23 protein-coding genes, 1 pseudogene and 1 other annotated feature are annotated in these 25,301 nt (G+C 38.8%); of the genes and pseudogenes, 3 read left to right on the top strand and 21 right to left on the bottom strand.

The window, feature by feature from the left end; translation table 11 throughout:
* Nucleotides 1–193: 193 nt before the first annotated feature.
* From ESZ50_RS04540 to rplU, 16 genes are all read right to left on the bottom strand, one after another.
* On the bottom strand, nucleotides 194–1,540 hold the full coding sequence (locus tag ESZ50_RS04540; protein ID WP_148622421.1) for an APC family permease: 1,347 nt from the start codon (nucleotides 1,538–1,540) through the stop codon (nucleotides 194–196).
* Between the two features lie 251 nt (nucleotides 1,541–1,791).
* The gene (locus ESZ50_RS04545) at nucleotides 1,792–3,963 is read right to left on the bottom strand and encodes a Cna B-type domain-containing protein (protein WP_148622422.1); all 2,172 of its coding nucleotides are present in this window, start codon (nucleotides 3,961–3,963) and stop codon (nucleotides 1,792–1,794) included.
* 237 nt (nucleotides 3,964–4,200) lie between these two features.
* Nucleotides 4,201–5,670, bottom strand: coding sequence for a CoA-transferase (locus ESZ50_RS04550; RefSeq protein WP_148622423.1), 1,470 nt, complete (start codon nucleotides 5,668–5,670; stop codon nucleotides 4,201–4,203).
* Nucleotides 5,671–5,672: 2 nt separating this feature from the next.
* Entirely contained in the window at nucleotides 5,673–6,692 is a 1,020-nt protein-coding gene (locus ESZ50_RS04555; RefSeq protein ID WP_148622424.1) for an acyltransferase family protein, read from the bottom strand.
* A 45-nt stretch (nucleotides 6,693–6,737) separates the two neighbouring features.
* Nucleotides 6,738–7,319, bottom strand: coding sequence for a YveK family protein (locus ESZ50_RS04560; RefSeq protein ID WP_148622425.1), 582 nt, complete (start codon nucleotides 7,317–7,319; stop codon nucleotides 6,738–6,740).
* Between the two features lie 12 nt (nucleotides 7,320–7,331).
* The gene (locus tag ESZ50_RS04565; protein WP_148622426.1) at nucleotides 7,332–8,534 is read right to left on the bottom strand and encodes an O-antigen ligase family protein; all 1,203 of its coding nucleotides are present in this window, start codon (nucleotides 8,532–8,534) and stop codon (nucleotides 7,332–7,334) included.
* 274 nt (nucleotides 8,535–8,808) lie between these two features.
* Nucleotides 8,809–9,303, bottom strand: a complete 495-nt coding sequence (locus tag ESZ50_RS04570) for a DUF4352 domain-containing protein (protein WP_148622427.1) — start codon at nucleotides 9,301–9,303, stop codon at nucleotides 8,809–8,811.
* On the bottom strand, nucleotides 9,300–10,040 hold the full coding sequence (locus tag ESZ50_RS04575) for a WecB/TagA/CpsF family glycosyltransferase (protein WP_148622428.1): 741 nt from the start codon (nucleotides 10,038–10,040) through the stop codon (nucleotides 9,300–9,302). The genes ESZ50_RS04570 and ESZ50_RS04575 overlap by 4 nt, the downstream gene beginning before the upstream one ends.
* Complete coding sequence (gene wecB, locus ESZ50_RS04580) at nucleotides 10,037–11,155, bottom strand: non-hydrolyzing UDP-N-acetylglucosamine 2-epimerase (RefSeq protein WP_148622429.1); 1,119 nt, start codon at nucleotides 11,153–11,155, stop codon at nucleotides 10,037–10,039. Before wecB ends, ESZ50_RS04575 begins: the two co-directional genes overlap by 4 nt.
* Entirely contained in the window at nucleotides 11,152–12,210 is a 1,059-nt protein-coding gene (locus ESZ50_RS04585) for a glycosyltransferase (RefSeq protein ID WP_148622430.1), read from the bottom strand. Before ESZ50_RS04585 ends, wecB begins: the two co-directional genes overlap by 4 nt.
* Nucleotides 12,197–12,808: a sugar transferase gene (locus ESZ50_RS04590; RefSeq protein WP_148622431.1), complete on the bottom strand. Its 612-nt coding sequence runs from the start codon at nucleotides 12,806–12,808 to the stop codon at nucleotides 12,197–12,199. Before ESZ50_RS04590 ends, ESZ50_RS04585 begins: the two co-directional genes overlap by 14 nt.
* Complete coding sequence (locus tag ESZ50_RS04595) at nucleotides 12,792–14,225, bottom strand: lipopolysaccharide biosynthesis protein (RefSeq protein ID WP_148622432.1); 1,434 nt, start codon at nucleotides 14,223–14,225, stop codon at nucleotides 12,792–12,794. Before ESZ50_RS04595 ends, ESZ50_RS04590 begins: the two co-directional genes overlap by 17 nt.
* Nucleotides 14,226–14,345: 120 nt before the next feature.
* Nucleotides 14,346–16,676 carry an immunoglobulin-like domain-containing protein gene (locus ESZ50_RS04600; RefSeq protein ID WP_148622433.1) on the bottom strand — a complete coding sequence of 777 codons (2,331 nt, stop codon included), beginning with the start codon at nucleotides 16,674–16,676 and terminating at the stop codon, nucleotides 14,346–14,348.
* 331 nt (nucleotides 16,677–17,007) lie between these two features.
* Nucleotides 17,008–17,169 (bottom strand): type II toxin-antitoxin system RelB/DinJ family antitoxin, encoded by a 162-nt coding sequence (locus ESZ50_RS04605; protein ID WP_148622434.1) that lies wholly within the window; start codon nucleotides 17,167–17,169, stop codon nucleotides 17,008–17,010.
* Between the two features lie 1,492 nt (nucleotides 17,170–18,661).
* A complete protein-coding gene (gene rpmA / locus ESZ50_RS04610) occupies nucleotides 18,662–18,973 on the bottom strand; it encodes a 50S ribosomal protein L27 (protein ID WP_148622435.1) in 312 nt (103 codons plus the stop codon).
* Nucleotides 18,974–18,998: 25 nt separating this feature from the next.
* Nucleotides 18,999–19,301, bottom strand: a complete 303-nt coding sequence (rplU, locus tag ESZ50_RS04615) for a 50S ribosomal protein L21 (RefSeq protein ID WP_148622436.1) — start codon at nucleotides 19,299–19,301, stop codon at nucleotides 18,999–19,001.
* A gap of 28 nt (nucleotides 19,302–19,329) precedes the next feature.
* Nucleotides 19,330–19,403, bottom strand: a sequence feature (ribosomal protein L21 leader region).
* 190 nt (nucleotides 19,404–19,593) lie between these two features.
* Between rplU and ESZ50_RS04620 the strand changes: the two genes are divergently transcribed.
* Both ESZ50_RS04620 and ESZ50_RS11970 read left to right on the top strand, forming a co-directional pair.
* Nucleotides 19,594–19,923 (top strand): ribonuclease G, encoded by a 330-nt coding sequence (locus ESZ50_RS04620; protein ID WP_148622437.1) that lies wholly within the window; start codon nucleotides 19,594–19,596, stop codon nucleotides 19,921–19,923.
* Between the two features lie 147 nt (nucleotides 19,924–20,070).
* Nucleotides 20,071–20,265, top strand: a pseudogene (locus ESZ50_RS11970) (heavy metal-binding domain-containing protein); the annotation flags it as partial.
* Between the two features lie 89 nt (nucleotides 20,266–20,354).
* Here ESZ50_RS11970 and ESZ50_RS04630 read toward each other — a convergent pair.
* Nucleotides 20,355–21,221 (bottom strand): MucBP domain-containing protein, encoded by an 867-nt coding sequence (locus ESZ50_RS04630; protein WP_187387549.1) that lies wholly within the window; start codon nucleotides 21,219–21,221, stop codon nucleotides 20,355–20,357.
* A 998-nt stretch (nucleotides 21,222–22,219) separates the two neighbouring features.
* Between ESZ50_RS04630 and ESZ50_RS11815 the strand changes: the two genes are divergently transcribed.
* Nucleotides 22,220–22,582, top strand: a complete 363-nt coding sequence (locus tag ESZ50_RS11815) for a ribonuclease G (protein ID WP_222860790.1) — start codon at nucleotides 22,220–22,222, stop codon at nucleotides 22,580–22,582.
* A gap of 697 nt (nucleotides 22,583–23,279) precedes the next feature.
* Here ESZ50_RS11815 and ESZ50_RS04640 read toward each other — a convergent pair.
* The 4 genes from ESZ50_RS04640 to ESZ50_RS04655 are packed head-to-tail and all read right to left on the bottom strand — an operon-like array spanning nucleotide 23,280 to nucleotide 25,289.
* Entirely contained in the window at nucleotides 23,280–24,299 is a 1,020-nt protein-coding gene (locus ESZ50_RS04640) for a GH25 family lysozyme (RefSeq protein WP_148622440.1), read from the bottom strand.
* Between the two features lie 2 nt (nucleotides 24,300–24,301).
* A complete protein-coding gene (locus tag ESZ50_RS04645) occupies nucleotides 24,302–24,601 on the bottom strand; it encodes a hypothetical protein (RefSeq protein WP_148622441.1) in 300 nt (99 codons plus the stop codon).
* Nucleotides 24,591–24,863: a hypothetical protein gene (locus ESZ50_RS04650; RefSeq protein ID WP_148622442.1), complete on the bottom strand. Its 273-nt coding sequence runs from the start codon at nucleotides 24,861–24,863 to the stop codon at nucleotides 24,591–24,593. Before ESZ50_RS04650 ends, ESZ50_RS04645 begins: the two co-directional genes overlap by 11 nt.
* Nucleotides 24,864–25,289, bottom strand: a complete 426-nt coding sequence (locus ESZ50_RS04655) for a hypothetical protein (protein ID WP_148622443.1) — start codon at nucleotides 25,287–25,289, stop codon at nucleotides 24,864–24,866.
* Nucleotides 25,290–25,301 lie beyond the last annotated feature (12 nt).

The raw sequence follows: 25,301 nt of genomic DNA on the forward strand, positions 1-25,301 counted from the left end.
TTTGTTCTATTTCACAAGTCAGCTGTATGCCAATTTTAAGTCCTTTTACTTTATTCATTATATTAAGTGTACGATAATTATGGCAGTTACGGCAATAAGTTTACATAAATATAGCCGGCTGTAAAAGCAAGTTTAACTAAAGTGCCTGAAAAAAAACAAACCGTGCGCCAAAGCGCTCGATTTGTTTACTTAATCAACTATTCTTTTGATCTTTGCGATGCATGATAAAGTACATTGGTAACCCAAGCAATGTAAGTCCCAAACCAATCATAGCCAAATCAAATTGACTCATTAGCGTCATGACAACAATGAATACCCCACCAATAATTGCAACTAATGGGATCCATGGATACAACGGAACCTTATATGGTCGGAACAAATCAGGTTCTTTGTGCCGTAGCCGAATAACAGCAACAAAGACCAAGATATAAAAGATCCAAATCACGAATATCAACATATCCGTTAATTGATCGAAACCACCTCGCAACATTAAGATTATCGATAGAGTAACCTGAAAAAGTCCAGCTATATAAGGAATTTGAAAACGATTTAGCCGAACAAAATATTTAGAGAATGGTAATTCATTTTCCTTCGCCATTGCATAAGGCAACCGCATTCCGGTCATTGTATATCCATTTAATGTTCCATAGATTGAAACCAAAATTCCAATTGTTACCAACTTCCCACCAAAATCGCCAAAGATGACATTGGCCACGTCCATTGATGTATTTTCATTACCGGCAATCGCATGTAGTGGCAAAGTATGTAGAAATACAAAGTTAACCAATAAATAAATCACCATAATTCCGATCAACCCACCAGCGATTGCGCGTGGTAAATCACGTGATGGATTTTTCATTTCCCCAGCAATGTTACCCACGTGAATCCAGCCATCGTAAGCATACATCGTTGCTAGTAAGCCCGCACCCATCGCAGTTGCAAAACCACCAGTACCAGCACCCTCGGTTACAGGGAAAATACTAACTGTCACGCCACCTGACTGAAGTAGCCCAAAAATTATTATCAAGGCCAACGGAATTAGCTTGAAAAAGAGTGTTAACGCTTGAAACTGTCCCGCAATTTTAGAACCTAAGAAGTTAATTCCCGTCACTGACAGCAATGCCAAAATCCCCACTGGTACAACTGCGTTCGTTCCTAAGTGGAATAAATTGACTACTTGGGTTCCGAAGATAATTCCCTTTGCTGCAATACTTGCCGGAAAATAAATAATTACCTGCGCCCATCCTAATAAATAACTTGGGATTTTACCATAGGCTCGCTCAATATAAACCAGCATTCCACCAGTCTCAGGGATTGCTGCTGCTAGTTCTGCACCAGTTAGTCCCGCTGCAATACTGATTAACCCCCCGAAGAACCAGACAAACATTGACATACTTGTTGATCCAGTCCCTTGTGCCACCGTTGAGGCTTTAAAAAATACACCGGCCCCGATGACGGTTCCCATAACCGTTGAAATGGCTGGAATTAAAGTCATCGTTCGCCTTAATTGGTTAGCATCTGTTCCTACTTCTTCACTCATTGTACACCCTTGATTTGTATATTTTATTGATCCTCATTCATGGTCAAAATTAGATAGTAACCTTAAATCAGGCAATAATTTTGCATTACAAATCACTCCTTAAAAGTTTTCATAATAATTAGTATAGTCTTAGCATTCGATTCACGCAAAAAACTATTCTAGCATGCTTCTTTGCCAGCTGCAAAAAACCGATGTGCGTAACTAAAATCTTAAAAAAAGAACATACGCCACCAGCGTATGTTCTTCATCTATTAATGTTCACGTTTCAATGCGCCAAAACCAATTATCGACAGAATCCCAATTCCTAACAAGGATAGGTAGCTAGTTAGATTTAGGTCCGTCTGCGGTAACTCCTTTTGACTGTTTGTTCCCTCATTTGGCATCTCAGGGTTTAACGGTTCCAACGGTGGCTCTGGTGTCACCGTCGGATGTGCCTCCAAAGTATTGGTAAAGTCATTCCCTGTCTGTTCACCCGCATAATTTGCTACAGGCTCTTCTTTAACAGTGTAATGATATTGATTTCCGTTACGATCAAACTTTGCCAGATCAGTAAAATGATATTGCCAGCCATTTGTCGCAGTTGCCGTTGTTTGTTTGATCTTCAAACCATTCTGATATAAATCAACCGTAATCGAACTTGGTCGTAACTTTGCAGCATCATCATTATCCTGCCAATACTTCTTACCAGATAATTCTGTCGCCTGACTATTATACATAATCAAATCAACTGCTGCTTCTTGACCATTTACAACTGTAAAGGGGTTTGGCGTTGAGTCCACGGCATAACCGTTTGGGGCGCTTGTCTCAATGAAGGCATACTTTCCTGGTGCCAATAACCCCGAGTTTACTATTCCCTGGGTGTTCGTCTTCAAATCATTGATAACGAGTTTGCCATCACTATCAACAATCTTAAAGGTTGCTCCTTCCAGCGGATTACCAGTCTTACGATCTAACTTTTGTAACACCGCCGAGCCACTCAATAAAGTTGTTGCATCGTTACTATAAATCGTTGATCCGGCATACGAATATCCAGCACGATTAACAACTTTATCACCAACATGCGCCTGTGAATTGTCATATTGCACGGCAAATTTAATTTCTCTACTATCGCCTTGTGCAATATCTTCTTGCAAAGTGTAAGATATCGTATTCTTCTCTGCATCATACACTCCAGCACTAAAGCCTTGATGCTCCGTTGTGCTAAGGTATTTTGTATGCGCTGGCAACGGATCTGTCACAACCGTCCCTGCCTTCAGCGTACCATTATTATTCGACAACTTTAATGTATATAACAAAGACGAGCTATTTGTGGTAAGTACCGCATGATCAACAGTTTTTCTAAGACTCGTTGCACCGGTTGTCGCCTCGTGCATGATCAATGGTACATTTGCCTCATAAAGAACACTGTTTTGTCCATTGCTCATGGTTGCATGATTATAACGCGTACCAAAATTTTCTTCGTTTAGACCACTATCAACTGCGGCCCCATATGATATTGCGTAGGATTGGTCAGATGTTACCTTCCCAAAATTAATTGAGAACGTACTTGCTGTACTAGTTATTTTATCAGCAAATTGTCCCGTCACATACTCAACTCCAGCAATATTACCTTGGGTGTCCCAGTTGATCCTATAAATCTTCAAATGTTGAATATCTGTACTATCACCACTAGCACTTGGAAAAATACTATATGAATCTGCCAGGGACAACCCTTTTGGCATGGTGTCTGTGATTGTCAGATTGTCGTAATTTTGCTGATTGTAGTTAACTACCAGTGCGAAATTATTTGAACCTGGATCAGTTGGCGACATCACATATTTTTGTTGTCCGTCAATATTTAATGAGTTCGCGTTACTATACTTTGTAAATGCTGGGCTTCCAACACCATCTGGATGCGTCTGCGAAACTGTCTGATCCGAGCTGACAACCTTGTTACCTTGAATCAAATTCGTCGAGAAATTGACCATCGGTGGCACGATTGAATTATCAGTAAAATATGGCGCGCGGAACTGCACATTAAAGGTATACCCATTCGCCTCATTTGGATCAATCTTATTGACATCATACTTTACATGCAAAAGGTAGTTACCTTGACTATCCGTGGTGTAAGCCGGATCTGCTAAATAAAATGGATCCTCCAATCCAAGCATCGATGTTAATTGCTCAGGATCCGCAACAATCTTTTGCGGAATTACAACCTCAATCTCATCATCCGCGGTTAGCTTACCTGCAGATGCAGCCAATGTAACGTTTAATTCAACTAAACCTTTAGAATTAATTACAGTCGGTCCTGACAGTGTCACACCTGGATCATCACCAGCCTTTGCTAAAACCGGCTGCTTAAATACCACGCCGACAATCGTCGCACCCACCAACACTAACAACAACACAATTGCCTTAATTTTATCATGTAAATTTTTCATTTAAGCTACTCCATTTTTGATTATTCAATATGATAATTATATCACGGACTAGTTTTGTTATATCAAAAATAATATTTTCCGAAAAATAAAACTTGCTATTGTAATTATTTATCCTTAAATTTCGCCCTCAAAAAAAGCACCGCTAAACTGCGATGCCTTCGTTAATCTGCTTTTTTACGATCATAATTTCAGCTAACGCAAAAAGCTTTAATTTGTATGAATTTGCCCTTACTTATTTTACAGACTTGTGCTTCGAAATTTCTCAACCCCGTCTGGTACAAAATTCATCTGGCTCAAAATATCCCTTTCAAGGTCGATCCCACCATATATCTCAATTATTTCAATCCGCTGTTGGTTATTATATTTAAAAATTGCCCGATCAGTTACGAAAAAGACGTTTTGTCGGTTTTGATAGGCCCTTTTCCCCGAAAAGGTGATATGTTCAACCATTGTAACTGCTTTTTTTACAAGTCCTTCTTGTTGAATTACAACTCGGCCTTTTTCATAACTTGTTTTTAATCCTTTTGCCGTCATTGTTCCAATAAAGATTATGTTCCTCGTATTGCTTGCAATGTCGATAAAGCCACCAGCCCCCGATATTGAATGATTGAACGCGGAAACATTTACATTGCCCACTTGGTCAAATTCAGCGAAGCCAAGCACCGCCGCATCAAGCCCACCACCATCATATAAGTCGAACATACTAGGTTGACTAAATACTGTTAAAGGATTTTTTGCATAACCGAAAAGCATCCCCGATTGAATCTCACCGCCGATCACTCCTGATTCAACGCTTGTTAAAGCATCAATATTCTTTGCTAGCTTGGCCACCGCCTCTGGATAACGTCCAACACCAAAATTGATCAAACGGCCTGTCAGATCATAACTCCGCAAAATTTGTAGCGCCTTACTTGCCATCAAATCTCGTAATTGATCTCGAGGTTGTTCAACACCTTGCCCCCGTTCGCTCTTTTCCGGAAGGCTTTGCCGTACACTCACATAATCAATTAAAGCACTTGGCAAACGATGTACTTTTTGGAGTAATGCTTGATGTGAAATTATTTCGTCAACTTCTACTAGTACCTTACCGCCACCATTGTGACTAGCTAAGATAATATCTTGCACTTCAATCAAGAGCTCCTCGTTTAAAGCAATATTACCAAGTTCGTCAGCAAAAGGGACTCGCACAATTGCAAAATCAATCCTGGGCAAAGTAAAAGCCAGATATTCTTCATCTAAAATCTGAACCTTCTTAATTAAATCTGCGGTCGCTCGTTGGTTCAACTTACCCCCTTCAAGTTCTGGATCAATAAAAGTATTCAGACCTGTCTTCGTTAGATGAACGTTCTGTCCAGCGGCGATGTCTCTGAACATTTTGCTCACAACACCCTGCGGGTAATTATATGCCTCAAACTCATTCGCCTTAATTAATGGGGTTAGGGCCGTGTGTGGTCCATAAAATCCGCCTACCACACGCCTTAACAGACCAGTGTGTGCCAAGCGATTAATCCCATTATTCGGACTCGTGGCAACCCCAGAAACATTCCACAACTCCAAAGATTTGGGATGTTGAGTTTGTAAATAACGCTGCTCTAATCTCTTTAGAATTCCATCGGGATTAGCTGATCCCATAAACCCCTCAACAACTATCGTTGCGTCATCAAAAATTAAGTCGGCAATTTCATTTTCAGTAAGAAAAGTTGTCATGATTACTCTCCCAATCCAATATTCAATAACTGCCACTTCGTCAACTTCATCAATCCTAAGTAAACAAATGATACAATCGTCACGGCCAGTACAATCAACAAATATTCAGTCAGATGGGTTAGTTGAAGTGAGGATTGTTCCAAACAATGAATTATAATGTCCCCCACCATTAGGTGTGTAAAATAAAATAGTGCTGACAACCTTTTTAGTAATTGTAAAGTTTGCGATCCAACATTAAAATTATGATTCAGAATCCACAAAAACACTAATGGTGCCAAGACTACTGCCGTGAAAGACACGTCATAAGTATCCTTAAATACCAAGTGATAATGTCGAACTAGGAGCAATTCAAGCTCCCCACAGATGAAGAGTAAAACAATGATCCAGCCTCGTGCCAAGTAATCTAAGCGCTCCTTATATTTCACTAGGTAAAAAGACAAGGTTATCCATGAGATACCAATCAGCAATGAACAAGCCGGGTAGACAAATTCGACTCCTTTAGCAAGCGATGGGAAATCGTTTAACCAATTTCCATAATAAGTCGTCATAATTCCAACCAACAACCCGATTATTCCAACAATATTTGGCACTACCATCTTTGTATGTTTCATAAAATAATAAACAAAGTTTAAGCCCCATAAAACTGAAATCAGATACCACGCCGGACCAACGAACATATTGATTCCCCAGACCGAGCGTAAAAGATATGCCACAATTACTAGTAAGCTTTTATCATGCAATTCTGTTATAGCAAGCGGAATATATAGTATCGACCAAAAAATAATTAATTGTAAAATCTTAATTGATGTTGCACGAATATACCGATCAGTCTCCTCACCTATACCCAAGCGTTGTACCTTTCTAAAAAAGAAATACCCCGTAATCATCATAAAAATTGGTACTACAATCTTCCCAAATACATAGGCGACTTGTGGAAAGTAGTTTCCCGAAAAGTGAATTAATATTACTAATAGTGCGGCGATAATTCTAAATATATCCAGTGATGCGTTTCTCTTCTTCATAGTTTCATCCAATATCCAATTGTTTCTATCCCTGCTTTCACCTATTTAGCGACTTTTTTCAGTTTGCTGATAGGTACGAATTGCCAAGGCCAACAAGGTCAATGTTGAGCCGACAATAAAAATTATTAATCCGGCCAAAACACTAATTTTGACCACAGAGACATTCTTTGTTTGAACAGTTAAGTTTTTACTATCAATCAAGACTCGTGGCGTGTATTGCTCCCCCACAGCTGATTTAACAACTGAACCGGTCTCAGATAGAATCGTTTTCCCAATTTCTGTTGTCAGTTGCTTGTCGGTTGAAGATATCCCGATTGTGATTAATTGCGATCCTTCGACCCCCTCAACACTGATTGTCTTTGCGATTTTGCTAGCCGTAACTTTCTTTTTACTTACCTGATTGACTTTCTTCGCGACTAATTGGTCATAGGTTCCGGACATAATAATGCCTTTCACGGTATCACTGGTCGTTGTATTGTTGTCACTACCTGCATAAGGAATTACCATATCGATTGATGCCGTATAGTTCGAACCATAGACACTTCTATGTAAAACTTGTCCTGTAAGGATTCCACCAAACAGCGACAAGATAATTAAAATTCCCAATATTTTTAAATTTCGTTTCATTTTAATAAGATCCTAACCTTCCACTAACAAAAAACCACAGAGCATTCCCAACGTTGTTCCGGCCATTGCGGAATATAAAACATGTCCAGCAATATTGGCATATATAATCGACATTAAGAACAGTGCAAAGATGCTTTTATTCTGCAAAATATTGATTTTCCTAAAGACCGTTACCACAAAGGTTATTAAAAACATTAGCCCTAAGTAGCCATAACTGAAAAACGTGTCAATAAAATCCATTTCAATCAATCCTTCAGCCTCTACAATGATAAATTTCCTAAAATCATAGCCGTAACCAATGAAATTCAACAATTCAAAATTCTTCATCTTCGTCGCTAAAATTGCCAGGTCATTACTAGTACGTCCCAGTCGATCACTGAAAAGCACCCGAAGCACGTCACCATTATAGAGTTGATAGAAGTATTGGATTCTTTTTATATTCGGAAGAAACACGGTTTCATAAATTGAGGCCCCATAAAAATAGATCACAATTCCGATGGCTGCCGCGATATCCAAAATAACAATCAAAAGGATCGGTAAAGTCCATGTTTGTAATGCCCTAATCACTAAAATCACAACTGACATAACCAATGCCAGCAAACCCATCTTTGTCCCGATGATTAGCAATGCCCATAGATCCCCGAAATATAAACAAAATAGTAAGACATTTCTCCGATTCGGCCGATTTATCTGCACCGTTAAAACCAAGAAAATTGTTAAAAATGCTAAACAGTAGGTTGTATCATTAGGTCCGTAGTACCATCCCTTAAAACCAACTGTACCGTCATAAGTATTGGTTCCTACACCTAGAAGTTTAGGAATAATCAAACCTAGTATTAATAATAAATTTGATATATTTGTTACTTGCGTCAGTGTTTCTTTACTAATAAGCTGGCGATATGAATAGAAAAAGACGATGATGACTGCCCACACAATATATTTCCCAAAAATCCGACCTTCATTAATTAATTGTGCAAAACTATAATCATATACAATTCCTTGAACTAAAATAACCGTTAAGGTTCCACCAAAACAGATTGCAAAGCTAATCGAAATTGCTTGCCAATTTTTGTAAATAATAATTGATCCAATGATCAAAGCTGACAGAATCAGCCGGAAAATTATGCCAATTGGGAGGGATTCCTGACCATAAGAAATCCCTCCTTGCAGCACCATACCACTTGCGGCATCAGCTAACGGAAATATCGCCAACATATATAAAACTATCTTGACAAGGTTATATTGACTTCTCTTGAAATACACGTTACTTTGTCCTCAAATTGGTTCTCACCCGATCAGCCAACGATATTAGTTTACTTACTTGGCCTGCAACTAATTACGATTCACGATCACCTGTCGATCATAGAATTCGTTGTTGCCAACATCCGATTTGAATTAACCGGCGTCTTCATCCACATAAGATTTACTATTTCTTCAGCAAGGGGCTACATGATAAATCAGCTCATTCCCGACTCTCTCTCGAAATCTGTTAACGTTTGAAATCCCACGTTGCTGTTTCACTAACGGTCTTGTATTGCAATTTAGCTGGTGTCAAACCATTATCGAGCTCAAAATACAATTTTTCTTGTCCCTTAGCGTTGCTGTCGAAGGACTTGCCAAAGGCTGTGTATTTACTTGAAATATTATGCCACTTGCCCTTGTTGTCCTTAATTCTAAAGTCCAAGGCACCTATTCCGGCCGCATCATTACTAATGTTTTCAAAGTCGACTTTAATCACGTACAACTTAGCCTTCTTGTCTTTATCATTTAATGTTGTTTTCTCAACTGAGCCAAAATGCAATTTAAAATTACCTACTGCAACTGGATCGCTACTTTGATCATTTGTCGAAACTAACTGATAATCATTCTTTCCCTGCGTGCTACTTGTATTCTTTGTACCTTTACCAAACATAAATGCTCCTATCACCAAACCAATTGCAACAATCACTGCACCAATTGTTAATAAAATCTTTGAACGCTTCATTGTTTAATGCTCCTTGCTTCTTTAATTGTCAAATTAATAAATTTTAGATTGCCAAAGAAATAGCGTCGCCACATTCGCCGCGGTTCTTGTAAAAACCGATAGAACCACTCCAACCCTGCCATTTGCATCCAGCGGGGCGCTCGTGAAAGCTTTCCAGAGATCACGTCGAAACTTCCGCCAACCCCCATAAAGATGGCAGACACATCCGCATCCATTAATGATTGGATGAAATATTCCTTCTGTGGTGACGTTATCCCAATAAACACCATATCCGCTCGAATGTCCTTCAGCTTCGCAGCCTTTTGAGACCAAACGTCACTACCAAAGTATCCATTCTCATAGCCCAGCACCCTTAGTGTTGGATATTTCGCTTCAATGTTCGTAACAGCTTGTCTGATTACCGCTTCCTTTGCGCCAATAAAATAAACGGAATAGCCTTTTTGAGCAGCCAAATTCAACAGATCATCCATCAAATCAATTCCTGCTACACGTTCTGGTAAAGCTTGCTTGAGCATACGCGATGCTAACACCATTGAGATTCCATCTGGATTAACAATCGCGGCCTTTTTACAAATTTCTAATAACCGTAGATCATCTTGAATTGCATTTACCTTATCAGAATTAACTCCTAGCAAGTGGGCCGGCTTACCATTTTGGATATACTCATCGACCACGCTAACTGTCTCTTGTCGAGTCAAATCATCAACTTCTAACCCAAATAAATTTCGTCTCATCATCTGTTGATCCGTTCCAATCGCTCAATCACGGCTGCCACGATCCTCTGGGCAGCTTGCCCGTCACCATAAGGATTGTTTGCTGCAGCCATCTGAGCATACGTTTTATCATCGTTTAACAGTAAAGCAATGTTCCGATAGACGTTGTCATATTCGGTTCCAACTAATTTCAATGTCCCCGCATTTACCCCTTCAGGACGCTCTGTTGTATCACGCAAAACAAGGACTGGCTTCCCCAAAGAGGGTGCTTCTTCCTGCACACCACCAGAATCCGTTAAAATCAAATAGCTCTTTGCTGCGAAATTATGAAATTCCACAACGTTCAATGGCTCTGTTAAGTGAATATTAGGAGTTGCTCCTAATATTTCATTCGCCTCTTTTTGTACGGCTGGACTCAAATGGACTGGAAATATAACCGAAACATTTGAATAATGCTCAACGATTGCCTTAACCGCTTTAAAAACATTTCGCATACCAGTGCCTTGATTTTCGCGACGATGCATTGTCAACAAAATGATCCGCTGGGTTGCTGGTATTTGCTCTAACAAGGAGCTATGAAAATCAGACCTGACAGTCAAATTCAATGCATCAATCGCCGTGTTACCTGTAACATAAATATTCTGGTCGCCATGTCGCTCTTCTAACAAATTGATTCGACTCTGTTCAGTTGGTGCAAAATACACATCGCTGATATTATCAGTAATCTGCCGATTCATTTCCTCGGGATATGGGGAATACTTATCCCATGTTCTTAGACCTGCCTCGACATGCCCCACTGGAATTTTATGGTAGAAGGCACTCAGACTTGCCGCCATCGTAGTTGTTGTATCACCGTGTACCAGTAAAATATCTGGCTTTTCTTCGTTCAAAATTGGTCCCAATTTGTCCAATACATTATTAGTTATATCTTCCAAAGTTTGATTATCCTTCATAATCTGCAAATCATAATCAGAATGGATATCAAAGACTTCCAGCACCTGATCCAACATTTCACGATGCTGAGATGTAGCAACAAAAGTTGTTTTGATTTCTGAATGCTTTCTCAATTCAAATAAAATTGGAGCCATTTTAATTGCTTCGGGTCTCGTACCAAAAACTAACATTACATGTTTTTTCATCGTAAGATCCTTTCATATAATTTGGTAACTTGTTCAAACATTTTTCCAAGTGAATATTGCTCAATAATTGTCTGACGCGCCAAATTACTAGTGATAAGCTTTTCATCAATTCCCATTTGGGCATATTTGTAAATAAGCTTCGTCATTTGTTCAATTGAGCCGGCATCTACCAAGTATCCATTGGACCTTCCATCGATCAGTTCTGGAATTCCACCAATCCGCGTTGCCAAGTTTGGCAAACCATATGCCATGCTTTCTAAGATCGCCATTGGCAAGCCCTCATGATAGGAAGGTAGAAAATGTAACATTGCATCTTGCATGGGCTCATATACATCATCGACCCAGTCGTGAAGCCTGATGACTTCAGCCATTCCAGCTAATTTGATTTGATTCTGCACGTTCTCCAAATCAGTAGTCGTTCCATCCCCATAGACATCAAACGTTATATTTGCGTCCAGTTGATGGACCTGTTTTGCAACCCTCACTAAGTCATAAGTGCCCTTCCGTTTACCAATTCGGCCAAACGTAACCACCTTTTTACTTGTTTCATTGACCTGTAACTGCTCATTGGGGATTGGTACACCATTGTGAATAATTAGAATGTCCGTCTTGGTCAACGCTGTAAAAAAGGTTAACCAAGATTGACTTAGCACAATTACCTGAGACGCTCGATCAATTGTTTTTCGAATAATCCACTTAAAAAGCCGCCCTTGAGACTTATAAAAGACGTCGAATTCTGCGGCGTGATAATGATGGATTACTGGAATCCGCCTAGGGGTTAACCATGTTATAATTGCGGCCCGCCAAAAACTCCCACGTTCAGATACATGAATATGCACCAAGTCAATATTTCGCCGATGCAATAAGATTCGATATCTTAATACCACCTTGATAAAATTCCAAATCCAGCGTTGTCGCCATGTAACCAACAACTGAATATCGAAATCAGTTAAGTTGGCTTGTTGGTCTGCGAAATGTTGCATAACAGTTGCTACTCCGCCAGATTCTGCCATATCCGGCCCAACAACCAAAATCTTGTTCTTAATACGCATCATTCGGTACCACCACCACAAATATTGTCTGCATAATTATTTTCAAATCCAGTAATAGGCTTCGTTTTCGAATATATTCCAAATCCTTCTCAACCATATACTCAAAGGTTGTCCCGCTTCGCCCAGAAACTTGCCATAATCCGGTAATCCCAGGTAAAACATTGAGACGTTGTAAATCGTGCTCACTATATGCAGCAACTTCTCTTTCCAAAGCCGGACGTGGACCAACAATTGCCATATCGCCACGTAGCACATTCAAAAATTGTGGTAACTCATCTAAACTTGTCTTGCGTAAAAAGGCACCAACTTTGGTAACCCTAGGGTCGCGCCGCATCTTAAAAGTAATTCCATCAACGTCGTTATATTTAAGCAGTTCGTCTAACTGATCTTCTGCGTTAACAACCATCGTTCTAAATTTATATATCTCGAACCGATTGCCATCCTTACCTACCCTGACTTGACTAAAAAAAGCACCATGTTTTCGATCGCCAAGTTTGATTAATCCCCAAATCATTAATAAAGCAGGACTTAAAATAACCAGAGCAAATAATGAAAGCAACATATCCGCCCCCCGTTTTGTCATGTTATAAAAATCTGTCATTTAAAAACCCAATTATCTCTTTAAAAACTTTGATGATGATTCGCCAGTAAGCTAGTAGTACAAGCATCATTCCCAGTCCAAACCAACTTGAATTCTCAAGCATATTAAATTTGTTCTGATTAGTTACTAATATCGTTGCAACCAGCAATACGCCCGCACTGATAGCAAGCTGTAGATACTTAATCTCCATCATCTCTTTTGTGTCAATAATTCTGTATACAACCATGCTTAAATATCCTAGATTCAAAGCGATGATTGCACCGTAGATCTTAAAAAGCGGTAGAAAGATTGATAAACCAATTACCGTCACAATAAATCCCAATGCTGTACTAAGTCCTAAACCACTTGTCTTACGACTTACCATGTAATTAACACCTAAAATTGTTGCCAAACCATACCAAAAATTTGCCATTAACAATCCCGGAATTAATCTCCATCCCAAGGCAAACTCACCGCCAATAAATATTTGACCAATTGGCTGACTAAACATGATTAAAAATAGGCTAATCGTAAATTCAACAATGATAAAGCCGTTAATAATCAATGTATAAAATTGGTTATCATCCTCTTCCGCTGCCTGCACTGCGTTTAGTTCCCAAGCCTGCGTAAATATATAAACCACAACTGAGATAATACTTGGTAATTTAGCGGCCGCAGCAAACAACCCATTCGCACTAACACCGACTGCAAATAAAATTCCAAAACGAACAACTCCATTGAATAACCACCAAATAATCGCATTTGGAATCATCGGAATTGAATATCGAAGCATGCTTTTTAGCTCGCTGAGGCTAATTCGCTTGAAAACGCTAGTCAAACGCCATCGCGGTGTGGCTGGCCCCAATATCAAAATTGAGACAACTACGGAAAATATAATTGAGCAAATATACCCAACGACCCCCATGTGCCAGTAATAGACTAGCAAGACTGAAATAACGAACAAGGTTCCGGCCGTTATGAGCCCATTTAAGGTATAACGGACTGTGTGCCCATTCCCCCGTACATACTGTCCAAATAAGTTTTGTATATTTTGTAAGAATACTAATATCAAGCCTAAAAGTACGACATAGCTCATTCCCCTAGGCAACCAATTTGCCCCGACAAGTAAAACAAGCGCATAAAAAACCAGACTTACCAGAGTTATTTCAATCGCTAAAAAGAATGCGCGCTCCTTTTTGACTTGATCCAATTCGCCATCCAACTGATCACGAAACACTGCTTCATAGACGCTAAGTGCAAATATTGGTGTCAAAACGTTAACAACATTGATTACTAAATCAACGAATCCATATTGACTTGTCGTTAAGCTGGCAGTATAGATTGGCACCAACAATAAGACCAAGATCTTACTGCCAAAATTTCCAATTCCAAATAAAATTGTGTTATTAAATAGCTGCTTTACCTTCGTATTTTTCATCGCCTCGTTAATCTTGTTCCTCGGAATGCTTTTCTTACAGCAGGTTTCTGTTAAGAAACCAAATGGGACGTATCTTTCACGGACACGTCCCACTCTGAGTAATAGTTAATCAGTAACTAATTAGTTAATCGTAATTGACTTACTGTCTAACTTTTGTCCATCGGCTGAGTATGCCTCAAGCACAATATTTTGACCCTTTGAAATTGAATTACCTACATAATAAGTGAAGTTACCGTTCTCAAATACTCCACCCATCGTTGTAAGAACTCCGTTAATGTACAAACGGGCCGTTGAAACATCACCAGTATAAGTTCCAGTAATAAACTGTGAACCACTTTGGTAAACAGCTGGTGTAATGCTTCCTGTTGCTGATGGTGTGTTCACTGTAACTGATTTTGTATCAAGCTTTTGATTATCAGCTGAATATGCTTCAATCGTTACTACGTTTCCACTGGCAATTGCATTACCTACATAATAGCTAAAGCTACCATTGGCGAAATCACCGCCTGCTGAAATTTGTTGACCATTCACATATACCTTGGCATATGAAACTGCTCCAGAATATGTTCCTGTGATCAAACCATTTCCAACTGTATATGGTGCTGGTGCGATACTTCCTGTTGCTGATGGTGTGTTCACTGTAACCGTCTTTGAATCAAGCTTTTGGTTATCTGCTGAATATGCTTCAATTGTTACCACGTTTCCGCTAGCAATCGCATTACCTACGTAATAATTAAATGAACCATTTGCAAAGTTTCCACCTGCTGAAATTTGTTGACCGTTAACATATACCTTGGCATATGAAACTGCCCCTGAGTAAGAACCTGTGATTGTATCAGATCCAACGGTATAAGGAGCAGGTGTGATGCTACCAACTACGCTTGGTGTAGACAAAGTAACTGCCTTTGAATCGACCATTTGATTATCAGCATTGTATGCATCAATCCGTACGTTGTCGCCATTGGCAACTGCATTACCTACGTAATAACTAAAGTTACCATTTGAGAAATCTCCACCAACAGAGATTTGTTGATTATTAACGTAAACCTTGGCATAAGTAACATCACCAGTATAAGTTCCTGAAATATTACCAGATCCGACAGTATAGTTATTTGGTGTAATTGTTCCAGCTGACACTGACTTATCAACAATCTTAACCGTCTTCGTATCTAACTTACGACCATTTTTATCATAGGCGATCAAAGACACGTCATCACTCTTCTTTAGGTCAACGTTTTCAGGAACGTAGAATGTAAATTCACCATTCTTAAAGATTCCACCACTCTCAACCTTGGTCGTACCAACCATCAAATCCATTGATGCTACATCGCCGGTGTAACTACCAGTTAGCTTTGTAGCACCCTCTTGAGCATCATTTGGTGTGATTTTACCAGTCGTTGCTGGTGAAACAACGAACGTTACTGTCTTAGTTGTCTTCATACCAACTGAATCAACAACCGCGTAAGTAACATCATATTCACCAACCGTATTTGGCTTGATATCATTCTTTTCAATGGTGATTTTGTTCGTAATATTACCGTCTTCTTTATCGGTAGCAGTAACATTCTCCAACAAACGTGCGTCATCAACTGTTGATCCCAAAGGAATATCAGTATCCAACTTATCAGTGTTAATTACTGGAACACTGTTGCCATAACCAGGGTCGATTTGTCCGATTGGAATCTTGGTATGTGACTCATTGCTACCAATCGTCCAATCAATTGTGTTCTCATCACCACGAAGAGCGGCTTGGAAGTCATAGAAACCACTATTCGAGTTCATTACACGTACACCAGAATCAGTGACCGCCTTACCTAGATCAATGCTCAAGTCGATCGTTGTATGTGGCAAAACTCCAAGTACATCAGTTGTCTTGGGGTTATCAATGATGATTTGGTTATTTTCCACCTTGATATCCATTGACTTGTAGTTGGAATCTTTTACCTTGATTCCAGCAGTCCATGCACGGTAACGACCTGTAATGTTATCGCGGAATTCCTTAGTTTGAGAAATTTCAGCGAATTCTTGTGGTAACTTCATCACGAATTGACTCTTGTCACCCCATTTTGCTCCCGCAACAGATTGCATATCAAACTTCATTTGGATCACACCAGTGGTCACGCCATTTTCAATGGTCAACCCCTGTTGCGCGTTATTAGACATCCCTACATAATCCAGGCTTCCCCAAGAAATTAGGTTCAAGGCATATGGTGAAACAGATGTTGTATCTGAACTACTACTATCAGTAGTCGCACCCGTTGCTGTTTGCCCAGCTGCTGATGTTTGATTGTCAGCTGCTGTACTAGTTGTTCCAGCATCGCTAGTCTTAGCACTTGTTGTAGTCGATGAATCAGCCGCTGTGTTTGCCGATGCCACAACTGGTAAAATTTGTGCTGAAAAAGTTAGAGCAACGACTGTTGCCGCAAAACCTTGCTTTAATTTAATACCCATGAAAATACACTCCAATATCTATATTAATAATGATCTAGTCGATCATCTGCACTTAAAACCTGTCAGTTTTTCACACATGTAAGGCTTAATCGTCCCAAATCAATCTTGCCTTTATCTTGGTAAAATCATCTTTTCGAACTAGCTTACTTTGCAATTAACATTTATATCTTGATTATCCAGTCCAAAATGCTCCTGAAATTCAGCAACACCCACGATGATTAAACCAGTCTGTATGTTCCACTGCCACTAATGATTATTAATCTAATTCCTAGTATCTAAACCCAAGCTACCATTAGATAGCCTCAAGTCATGCAAGACATTGATAGCCAGATCACATAAAGAGATCATCAAAGGGCGTCTCACCCGTTTTAGCTACCTGCATGAGAAACATCTTGATTGCAACCTGGGTCGTAATACCGCTGCTATTGAAGACCTTATCGGATCGCTCCTTAATCTCCTTATCAATTCTAATTTGAACTAATTTTTCAGCCATTAGATACCTCCTTAAATTTTCAAAAATATTCTTCCTAAACAACTACCTAGCACTCTGCAAATTTGTGATAGGTACCTCAGTACATATTTCCTAATTCAGTAAGTTGGTAATTCATTTAGCAATTTTTCAGTTGGCTCACCGTATTCCCTTCTCTCTCTGAAATCACTTTACTCAATCAGCAAAACCGTAAATTGTACTTATCACATCCCTCCGCTTAGTACTTGCGAAAGTTTGAAGCAATTGTGAACACATCATATTCTTTAGGGCCTAGTCAAAAAAACACATTCCATGTCAATTAAAAACATACGTTTGGAATACGTCCCTTTTAAAATTTATTCAGACATAAGATATACATTAATCTCATTTGCCTGCATTGTTCATCTGTGAGCAAATAACGATCTTCCTATTGAAATATATTTCATTCAGCCAATATGATGAATGATGTTTGTATGATTAAAATCAATTATTTTAAGGTTGTCCGGCAGACTTTATTACTTATAAACTACAATAATTGTTTTAAACAATAACATTTTTATGTATTTACAAGAAGAATAAAAAATAGTATTATGTATTTTGTTGAGAGTTTAGGCAAGTGGTTTTTAGGGTAGAGTCTAAAAACCATATTTACTTCTCGAAAAGGCGCTTTTTCGGTTAATCCAATTTAAATCAATAAAATATATTTTATAATTTAAAGAAATTCAAAAGATTATAATTCACCAGTAAACCATCTTAAAGCCGATATAAACCATCATTAAATGTATGTTTGGAAATATCTAGATATTGTCCTGTCAAGTTAATGGCATGGCAGCAATTCAGCGAGTTATTCTGCAGCGTATATTCTTATGTATTTAATTTAAAAACATTATTATTTCGCTTATCTCCTGTTTCATCACTTTTGGGTGAAAAGATTAGCTTTTTTATGTTTTTTTAACGAATATCCCAGATAAATATCATTAAAACCTGTCAAATCGGCATAGCTTCGTTAAACTTATTTCTAATTCAAACCAAACAAAAAGCACCTGAATGTCAAAAATGACGTTCAAGTGCTTTTTTTAAATACACAACAATTGAGTATTCTTTATTCCACCGAAATTGGGGCTTACCCTAACAAATAAGTATGTTAACACTTATCACGCCGCAACCCTATGATTACCTCTCATACATATCAAACATCGATTCTAGGCTTATTTTCGGTCACATGCATGCTTATAACCTTCACTTAATAGCAAAAAAGTCTACTAAAATAAGCTCTAAATAAGTAATATCCATTTCAGCCATTGTTTCTCAGAAGAGTCCAGTGAGTTCAGCTTAATTAAAGAACTGCAGCCCTATCATCATTAGGGCTATAACACTACTTTGTCCCAAAAATAAAATCTTATGAAGCTAGCCTAAACTCGCTAATAAACGATCGGATAAACTTTAGTCATTAGATAAAGTAAAAAAGCTTGCCAAACCATAGATGGTCCAACAAGCTTTTTAACCAAGTAACGAATTACTTAGCAATGATTTCTTTGTACTCTTCGCGAGATACAACTGATACTTGGCGACGGTCACGACCCAAACGGCCGAACTTTACCACACCATCAGTCAAAGCGAACAAAGTATCATCGTTTCCACGACCAACATTTACACCTGGGTAAATGTGAGTTCCACGTTGACGATAAATGATTGATCCAGCCTTGATGTCTTGTCCATCAGCACGCTTCGTTCCAAGACGACGACCTGCTGAGTCACGACCGTTAGATGATGAACCACCACCCTTGTGGTGTGAAAGCATCGTCAAGTTAGTCAAATTCAATTGCATGATTTTATCCTCCTATTCCGATGTCTTAGGCAATCGTGTCAATGACAACCTTAGTATAAGGTTGACGGTGACCTTGCTTAGTGTGTGAGTGCTTCTTTGGCTTGTACTTGAAAGTAACAACCTTCTTTTCCTTACCTTGCTTCTCAACAGTTCCTGAAACTGATGCACCTTCAACGAAAGGTGTTCCGATCTTGCCATCAACAAAGACGACCTTATCAAAAACAACCTTATCACCTGCAGCTGCGTCCAATTTCTCAACGTAAATAGCTTCTCCAGCGGCAACCTTATATTGCTTACCACCAGTCTCAATGATTGCATATTCTGCCATGAGTCTGTAGACCTCCTAATAAATTTGTATAAAAACTTAGACTCACCGTGCCCGCGCATCAAATGATGACTTAAAACAGACAACGGGTGGTTGCAGTTTGTGAAAATCCACAAACACAACTCAGATAGTATACCCTTTTTTTTACTTATTTACAAGTTCCCTTTAACAAGACCAATAAAATACATTTAATAACACATCTCGAATATTAAACTCTTTCCTGACGTGATATAATTCAAATATAATACTTAGGTATTGTATAGGTTGGAAAACAAAATAAAACAGGAGAAGAAATATGAATAATACCAATAAAAATACCCCCGCAGAAATTAAAGGCTGGAACTGGGGTGCCTTTATGTTTAACTGGTTTTGGGGCGTCGGCAACAAAACCTATCTTCCTTTGCTTGTTCTGATCCCAATCTTCAATTTATTTTGGGTATTCGTGGTTGGTTTCAAGGGTAACGAGTGGGCTTGGCAAAGTGGTAACTATGACGATATTAAAACTTTCAAAGCCGTTCAAGCTACCTGGAATTTTGCTGGTTTAGTCTACTTCATTGTCGTTGCTTCTATCTTTACCCTATATTTCTTATTATTCATTGGCTTAATAGGTGTCTTCCATCAATAATGTACCTCTAGGTCAAGAGATCATTAACACGAACAATCTTTTAAAAATATCGGTGGTTATAAAATCACTAAGGTTTTAGGTGAAGTACTTGGCCTAACCAGCCGCGCTCGAAAAACCTTTTCGGATTTCGGCTAGGGTTTAGAAACTTTAATTAGTGGTGAAATTCGAGAATATACAAAACTTCAACATGTCGCTCGTGACGAAGCCCTTTATCGACTGCGTAATGCAGCTCAGGATGGAAGCACTGACACCGTTATAATATTCCACTTTGGTGCAGCGTCATCCAAATTTGGCGAATCCGTTGCCACTTACGGGACCACCGTCTATATCGAGAAACTTTAACTAAATATATCCGACTCTTTCGTTGATTATGAGTTTGTATCTTCATATAAAAACGGTCATTCACTCGTGAATGACCGTTTTTAATCGTCCTACGATCTGCGCTTAATATATGTCATTATCAACCCAACAACACCCACAATCGTTAACAAGCCCCCCATCACTGAAAGGTCACCACTTGATTTCAGATCAGTATTTGGCAATGTTTTTTGTTGATTATCATTATCGGTTTCTTTAGCCTCATTCGTACTTGATAAAGCATTACCGGTTGTCGGCAAGGAATTCGACGAAGCAGGAACTTCAGAAATATTCTTAGTATAGATATAAATAACTACTTTCGAATCTTTACTGAAAACTCCTGTTGCCTCGCCTTCGATTTTCTCAAAAGTATATCCAGCTAATTGTAACTGCTTACTTGAATACTCAGCGCCAATGTCGCCAGTCAATGTTTTCTCATCAGCAATCTGGTTGCCCGACTCATCCTGATATTTAACGACTACATTTCCGCTGTTTACAACATCCCGATCATAGACAAAATGGATGTATTGATCCGGTGCCTGCTTTGTACCATCCCAAGTATGCTGATTCATGTAATCAATCATCGTCACTGGATCCATCCCCAAAAGACCTGCCAATTGACTAAAAGTACCTTCATAACCATCAAGGTTAACTTGCGTCTTATCAAAGTTCACATGGTAACCCTCAACATCGATAACATTTCCAAATTGCAATCTTTCACCAGGCTTAATGGTCATCTGAAGCGGTTTGCTCAACTCTACGCCGCTTTCCGAAGCATAAGTTGTCTCAATATTCAGGTCATAGGTCGGTACGTCTGCCAATGCAACATTGGCCCGATTAGTTCCCACTTGATTATTCACTTCATCATCGGCGAAGGCCGGTCTTATCACGACACTACTCAAAGCGACTACCGTTAAAAATAAATATTTTCTAAGTCCCATAATTTCCCCCAAGAGTTCTTCTACACTCATTGCAATATATTATCGGACATATGTACGCCATTTGTCTAGCATGTTTTTATCAGGTAATTTGCTCTCTTTTTGAATAAGCATGCTCTTTCAACCCAGCGAACATTCGAAACTATTAACTTTTCAAAGTATCAACATTCTTTTGACTTCGAAAAACATATTTTGATTAATAGAAAAGTTTTTTTTACAATCATGCTGGCGAAAGTTGCACCGGTTCCCACGGTTGTGTAGTATATATGTAATTAATAGTATATTAAAATAAATTTATTATCGCCCTATAGGTAAAATAGTTAGCCAAGAAAATGAGCCTGCATCTATTCGAGCTTATTAACACATCTTTGGTATGATAAAGCCTAACTGTGTTGAGTGGATTATAACTGACCGCGAAACCTATCCAATTAAGCTGAGAAGTACTATGTGCTTAGTTAGTTGTAGATAAATTTCAACCTAGTAGTAGCTAGTTGCCTTTAAATTTATATATAATCTTTCATGCAAAAGCAAGAACATATGTGGATGTTCCTGTTATAGCTGTCGGTCTTACACTGAACGCCAATTGATGGACGCTTCTTCCTTGAGTAGCGTTTTATTTTTGTGATTGAATGTGATTTATTGAACATCCGTGATTAGGGTAAATCAACACACATACGTGCAAGCATGATTCACGTTAAAAGCGCTGCATTATAGTGATATGGGCATCATTATTTTAGGAGTTAATTATGGCAAATGACTTATGTCCAGTGTGTGAAACAAACAAACTAAGCTTGATGAGTTCTGAAAATCTGGCAGACGGGAAAATTTGTGCCAACTGCCTCTCTCGACTAGGGTTGGTCGCTGGTACAACGGGAATTTCAGTTTTGCTAAAGCGCATTACCGTCGACAAGGCCAAGGAGTTACTTGCTAACAATCAAATGCTAGCGATAAGTGCGTCTCAATCTCAACAACAAGCAAACATTTCTTCAATTGAGATACCAATTGAGCCCAAGGTATCGGTAGCGATTCCGGATGAGATTAAGGGATGGAACTGGGGCGCCTTCTCTTTTAATTGGATTTGGGGTATTGCAAACAAGACATACCTGCCTCTATTAGCACTCATTCCACTCTTTAACATCGTTTGGGTTTTCATCGTTGGAGCAAAAGGTAATGAATGGGCCTGGCGAGATGGTAACTATAAAGATATCGACACATTTAAGGCGGTTCAAAAGACATGGAATCGCGCTGGATTAGTCCAATTCATTGTCCTGATGATCATTCTAGCGTTCTATGCTTTATTCTTTGCAGCTATTATTTCGTCATTTGTTAATTCCTATAACGCGTATAGTTCATACGGTTATTAAATAACCAACCGTCAATTGACGGGATACATATCAAGACAATTATGCTAGTTTAACTGGCTTCCTTCAAAATCATCGTGTTCTACATAGCTATGAATTAAGGGTGCATTTGAAAATAAAAAGCCGTAAGGCCCTATTTATAAAGGCTTCACGACTATAAATTTATGTACCTGGTGGACTTATTTAATGTATAGCACAAAACAGTATTGAATAAAAAATGCTGATATTACAGCGTTTTGCTGTCGTTTTATTAAATACTATTAAATACTACTTTTTGAGCCTGCCTACAAATGTGCCTACATTTACCTACAAACTTTTGAATACCATTATATAGGAAGAAAGAATTTCTTAATATTAATATTAAGATCACGTAATTAGTTATTTCAGCGTCTATCGATTGTCAACGACGATCAAAAAACATCAAATCACAATCAATCTTTTTTATATATTCTCATTATCGATATTACCATTCTACAAGTTTTCTAAAATTTTACCACTGTCACAAACAAACATTGATATAAAGGCACTTAAAGAGTTCAAAACTATATAAATTTAGTCGCAATAAATTCTGATGTTCACTTTTGTATATAAACACAAAAAAGGCCCCTGCCAGGTAAAACTTAATCTACCTAACAGGGGTCTTTGACATGAAATTAAAAAAAGGGATTATCCAATCCATTTATTTGTTTTTATTGTACTACTAAATTTCTACAAGACTAGTGGCGTCTACCCACATTGTCTCTCCATTACCAACATCGAATTTTACTCCATTAGAAGGTGCATCAACTTTAATGACTGTCCATGGCTCTGTTTGCTTGAACTTGAACCAAGAGCCAACTTGCAAGATCTGGTCTTGACCGTCCGAGTTAAGGGTTCCAACAGCTACTTCATCAACAATGGATGCTGGTACTCCATTATTATCCCAATTAGCATTACCATCACCAGCTAATTCGTATGAAATAACTTCATCACGATTAGCACTGATCTCATCAACACGATAAATTTGATTGGTAAAGCTGAATGTATCACCAACCTTCAAAATTTGGTCTGGGACAACAATAGGTGCAGGCTTAGGCCCATCATCAATTACTGGATTATCGGTATTAGCTCCGGCATACTTGTGCCAAGCGTCAGCGTCCATATATGCAATATCCATATCCAAGTCACCATTATAACCAGTTAAACGTCCAGTTGAACTGTATTGTAAAATTGCAGGTTGTCCCCACACTCCCCAACCAGCATTATCTGTCCAAGGTTCTGCAAGATAGCCTGTTGGCGTGTAGTTTGCATATTGAGCTGCCCATAGTCCATAGTTCGGCGCAACCGCTGACCAGTCCATTTGATTAACTACTGACTTTGACATATAAATCAATGGCGCAACACCAGTCAATTCTTTCACTCGATCCAAGAATGCTTTAGCTCCGTTTGGGCCAAGTGCCAATCCCCCAGCTTCAAAATCAAGTACGAGTACGGCTTCGCCAATATACCCTCCGATATTATTTACAAAGAATTCTGCTTGTAATCGGGGATCTTCTCCAGTCATGAAGTGGTAAACCCCTAACAACTTACCAGCTGACTTAGCTTGTTGATAGTGTTGGTCGCCTACCGGATTGATGTATGATAGCCCTTCGGTCGCTTTAACGATAATGAAATCAGCTTCTACTGAACCGGCGTTCAATAATGCTTGATAATTAGCGATGTCAATTCCGTTCATTGTCATAATTACTCTCCTTTAATTGCTTTATTGGCTTGTAAGATCACAGCCTCAATTTGTTGATTAGAAAAGCGCCCCTGCAAATTATTTGCTGCGAGGCGCTTTTGAATGAATGTAGTTGCTAGGTCCATATTGTTCCCAGCATTATTTTCTGCAAATGTGATAGCTTGTGCTGCCCATGTATTGAGTAACAATAAGTTCTTGTTCTTTGTGTGCGACTTAATGAATTCATTCGCACGCCAAGACAGAGTCGTTAATATCCCGCTCCACCATAGAAATTCTAATAAATCTAAAATACTAACTTTCAACTATCCTTCCCTCCGAAAAATCTATGTCATTTTTGTCTAACAATCTTACAGCATGGTTCAATTGTGACTTTATTTCCGCATTTTCCTCTCGTAATTGCCCAACTTGTTTTGTTAAATCAGCAACCTGTGAAAGTAGTCCTTCCAATGTTTTTGTCGTTATTTTGGTATCGTTATCTGACTGTTTGCCTCTAAAGCCAAAGTACGCCGTCACTGCTCCTGCTATTGCAGCAATGCAACTCACGATGACGGTATCAATATTCATCTATATTTCTCCCTTCATCCGAGCTGACGGCTCACGCCTTGCTTCAACAATAATTCTAATCACAATGAAAAAACTAAAAACGGTTAGCACACCAATTTTCCCTCGAGCTGATGAAATATCAGACAAGAAAAAACTAATTGTTATATAAGACCAAAACATCGTCGACACACTAGCAAATACAGTTCTGAGATACCAAAATTTTAAATCTAATATAAAACTAGCCGTCATTAGAACCCCAAAATACATCATGACAATAGCAAAAACGTGCGTGTCGGCCTGATTAAAGAAGAATGGTGTATGGTCATCTAATCTCGCCGTCGCAAAAGAAATTAATAAACCTACAGAAGCCGTCTCAAATCCAGTGATGATCCAAAATGCATTTCGCAACATCTTGCTTGTAGTATCACGAATAAAATTTTTAAACATATTACATTCCTC

It is taken from the genome of Weissella muntiaci (genome assembly GCF_008107635.1).
Taxonomy (GTDB): domain Bacteria; phylum Bacillota; class Bacilli; order Lactobacillales; family Lactobacillaceae; genus Weissella; species Weissella muntiaci.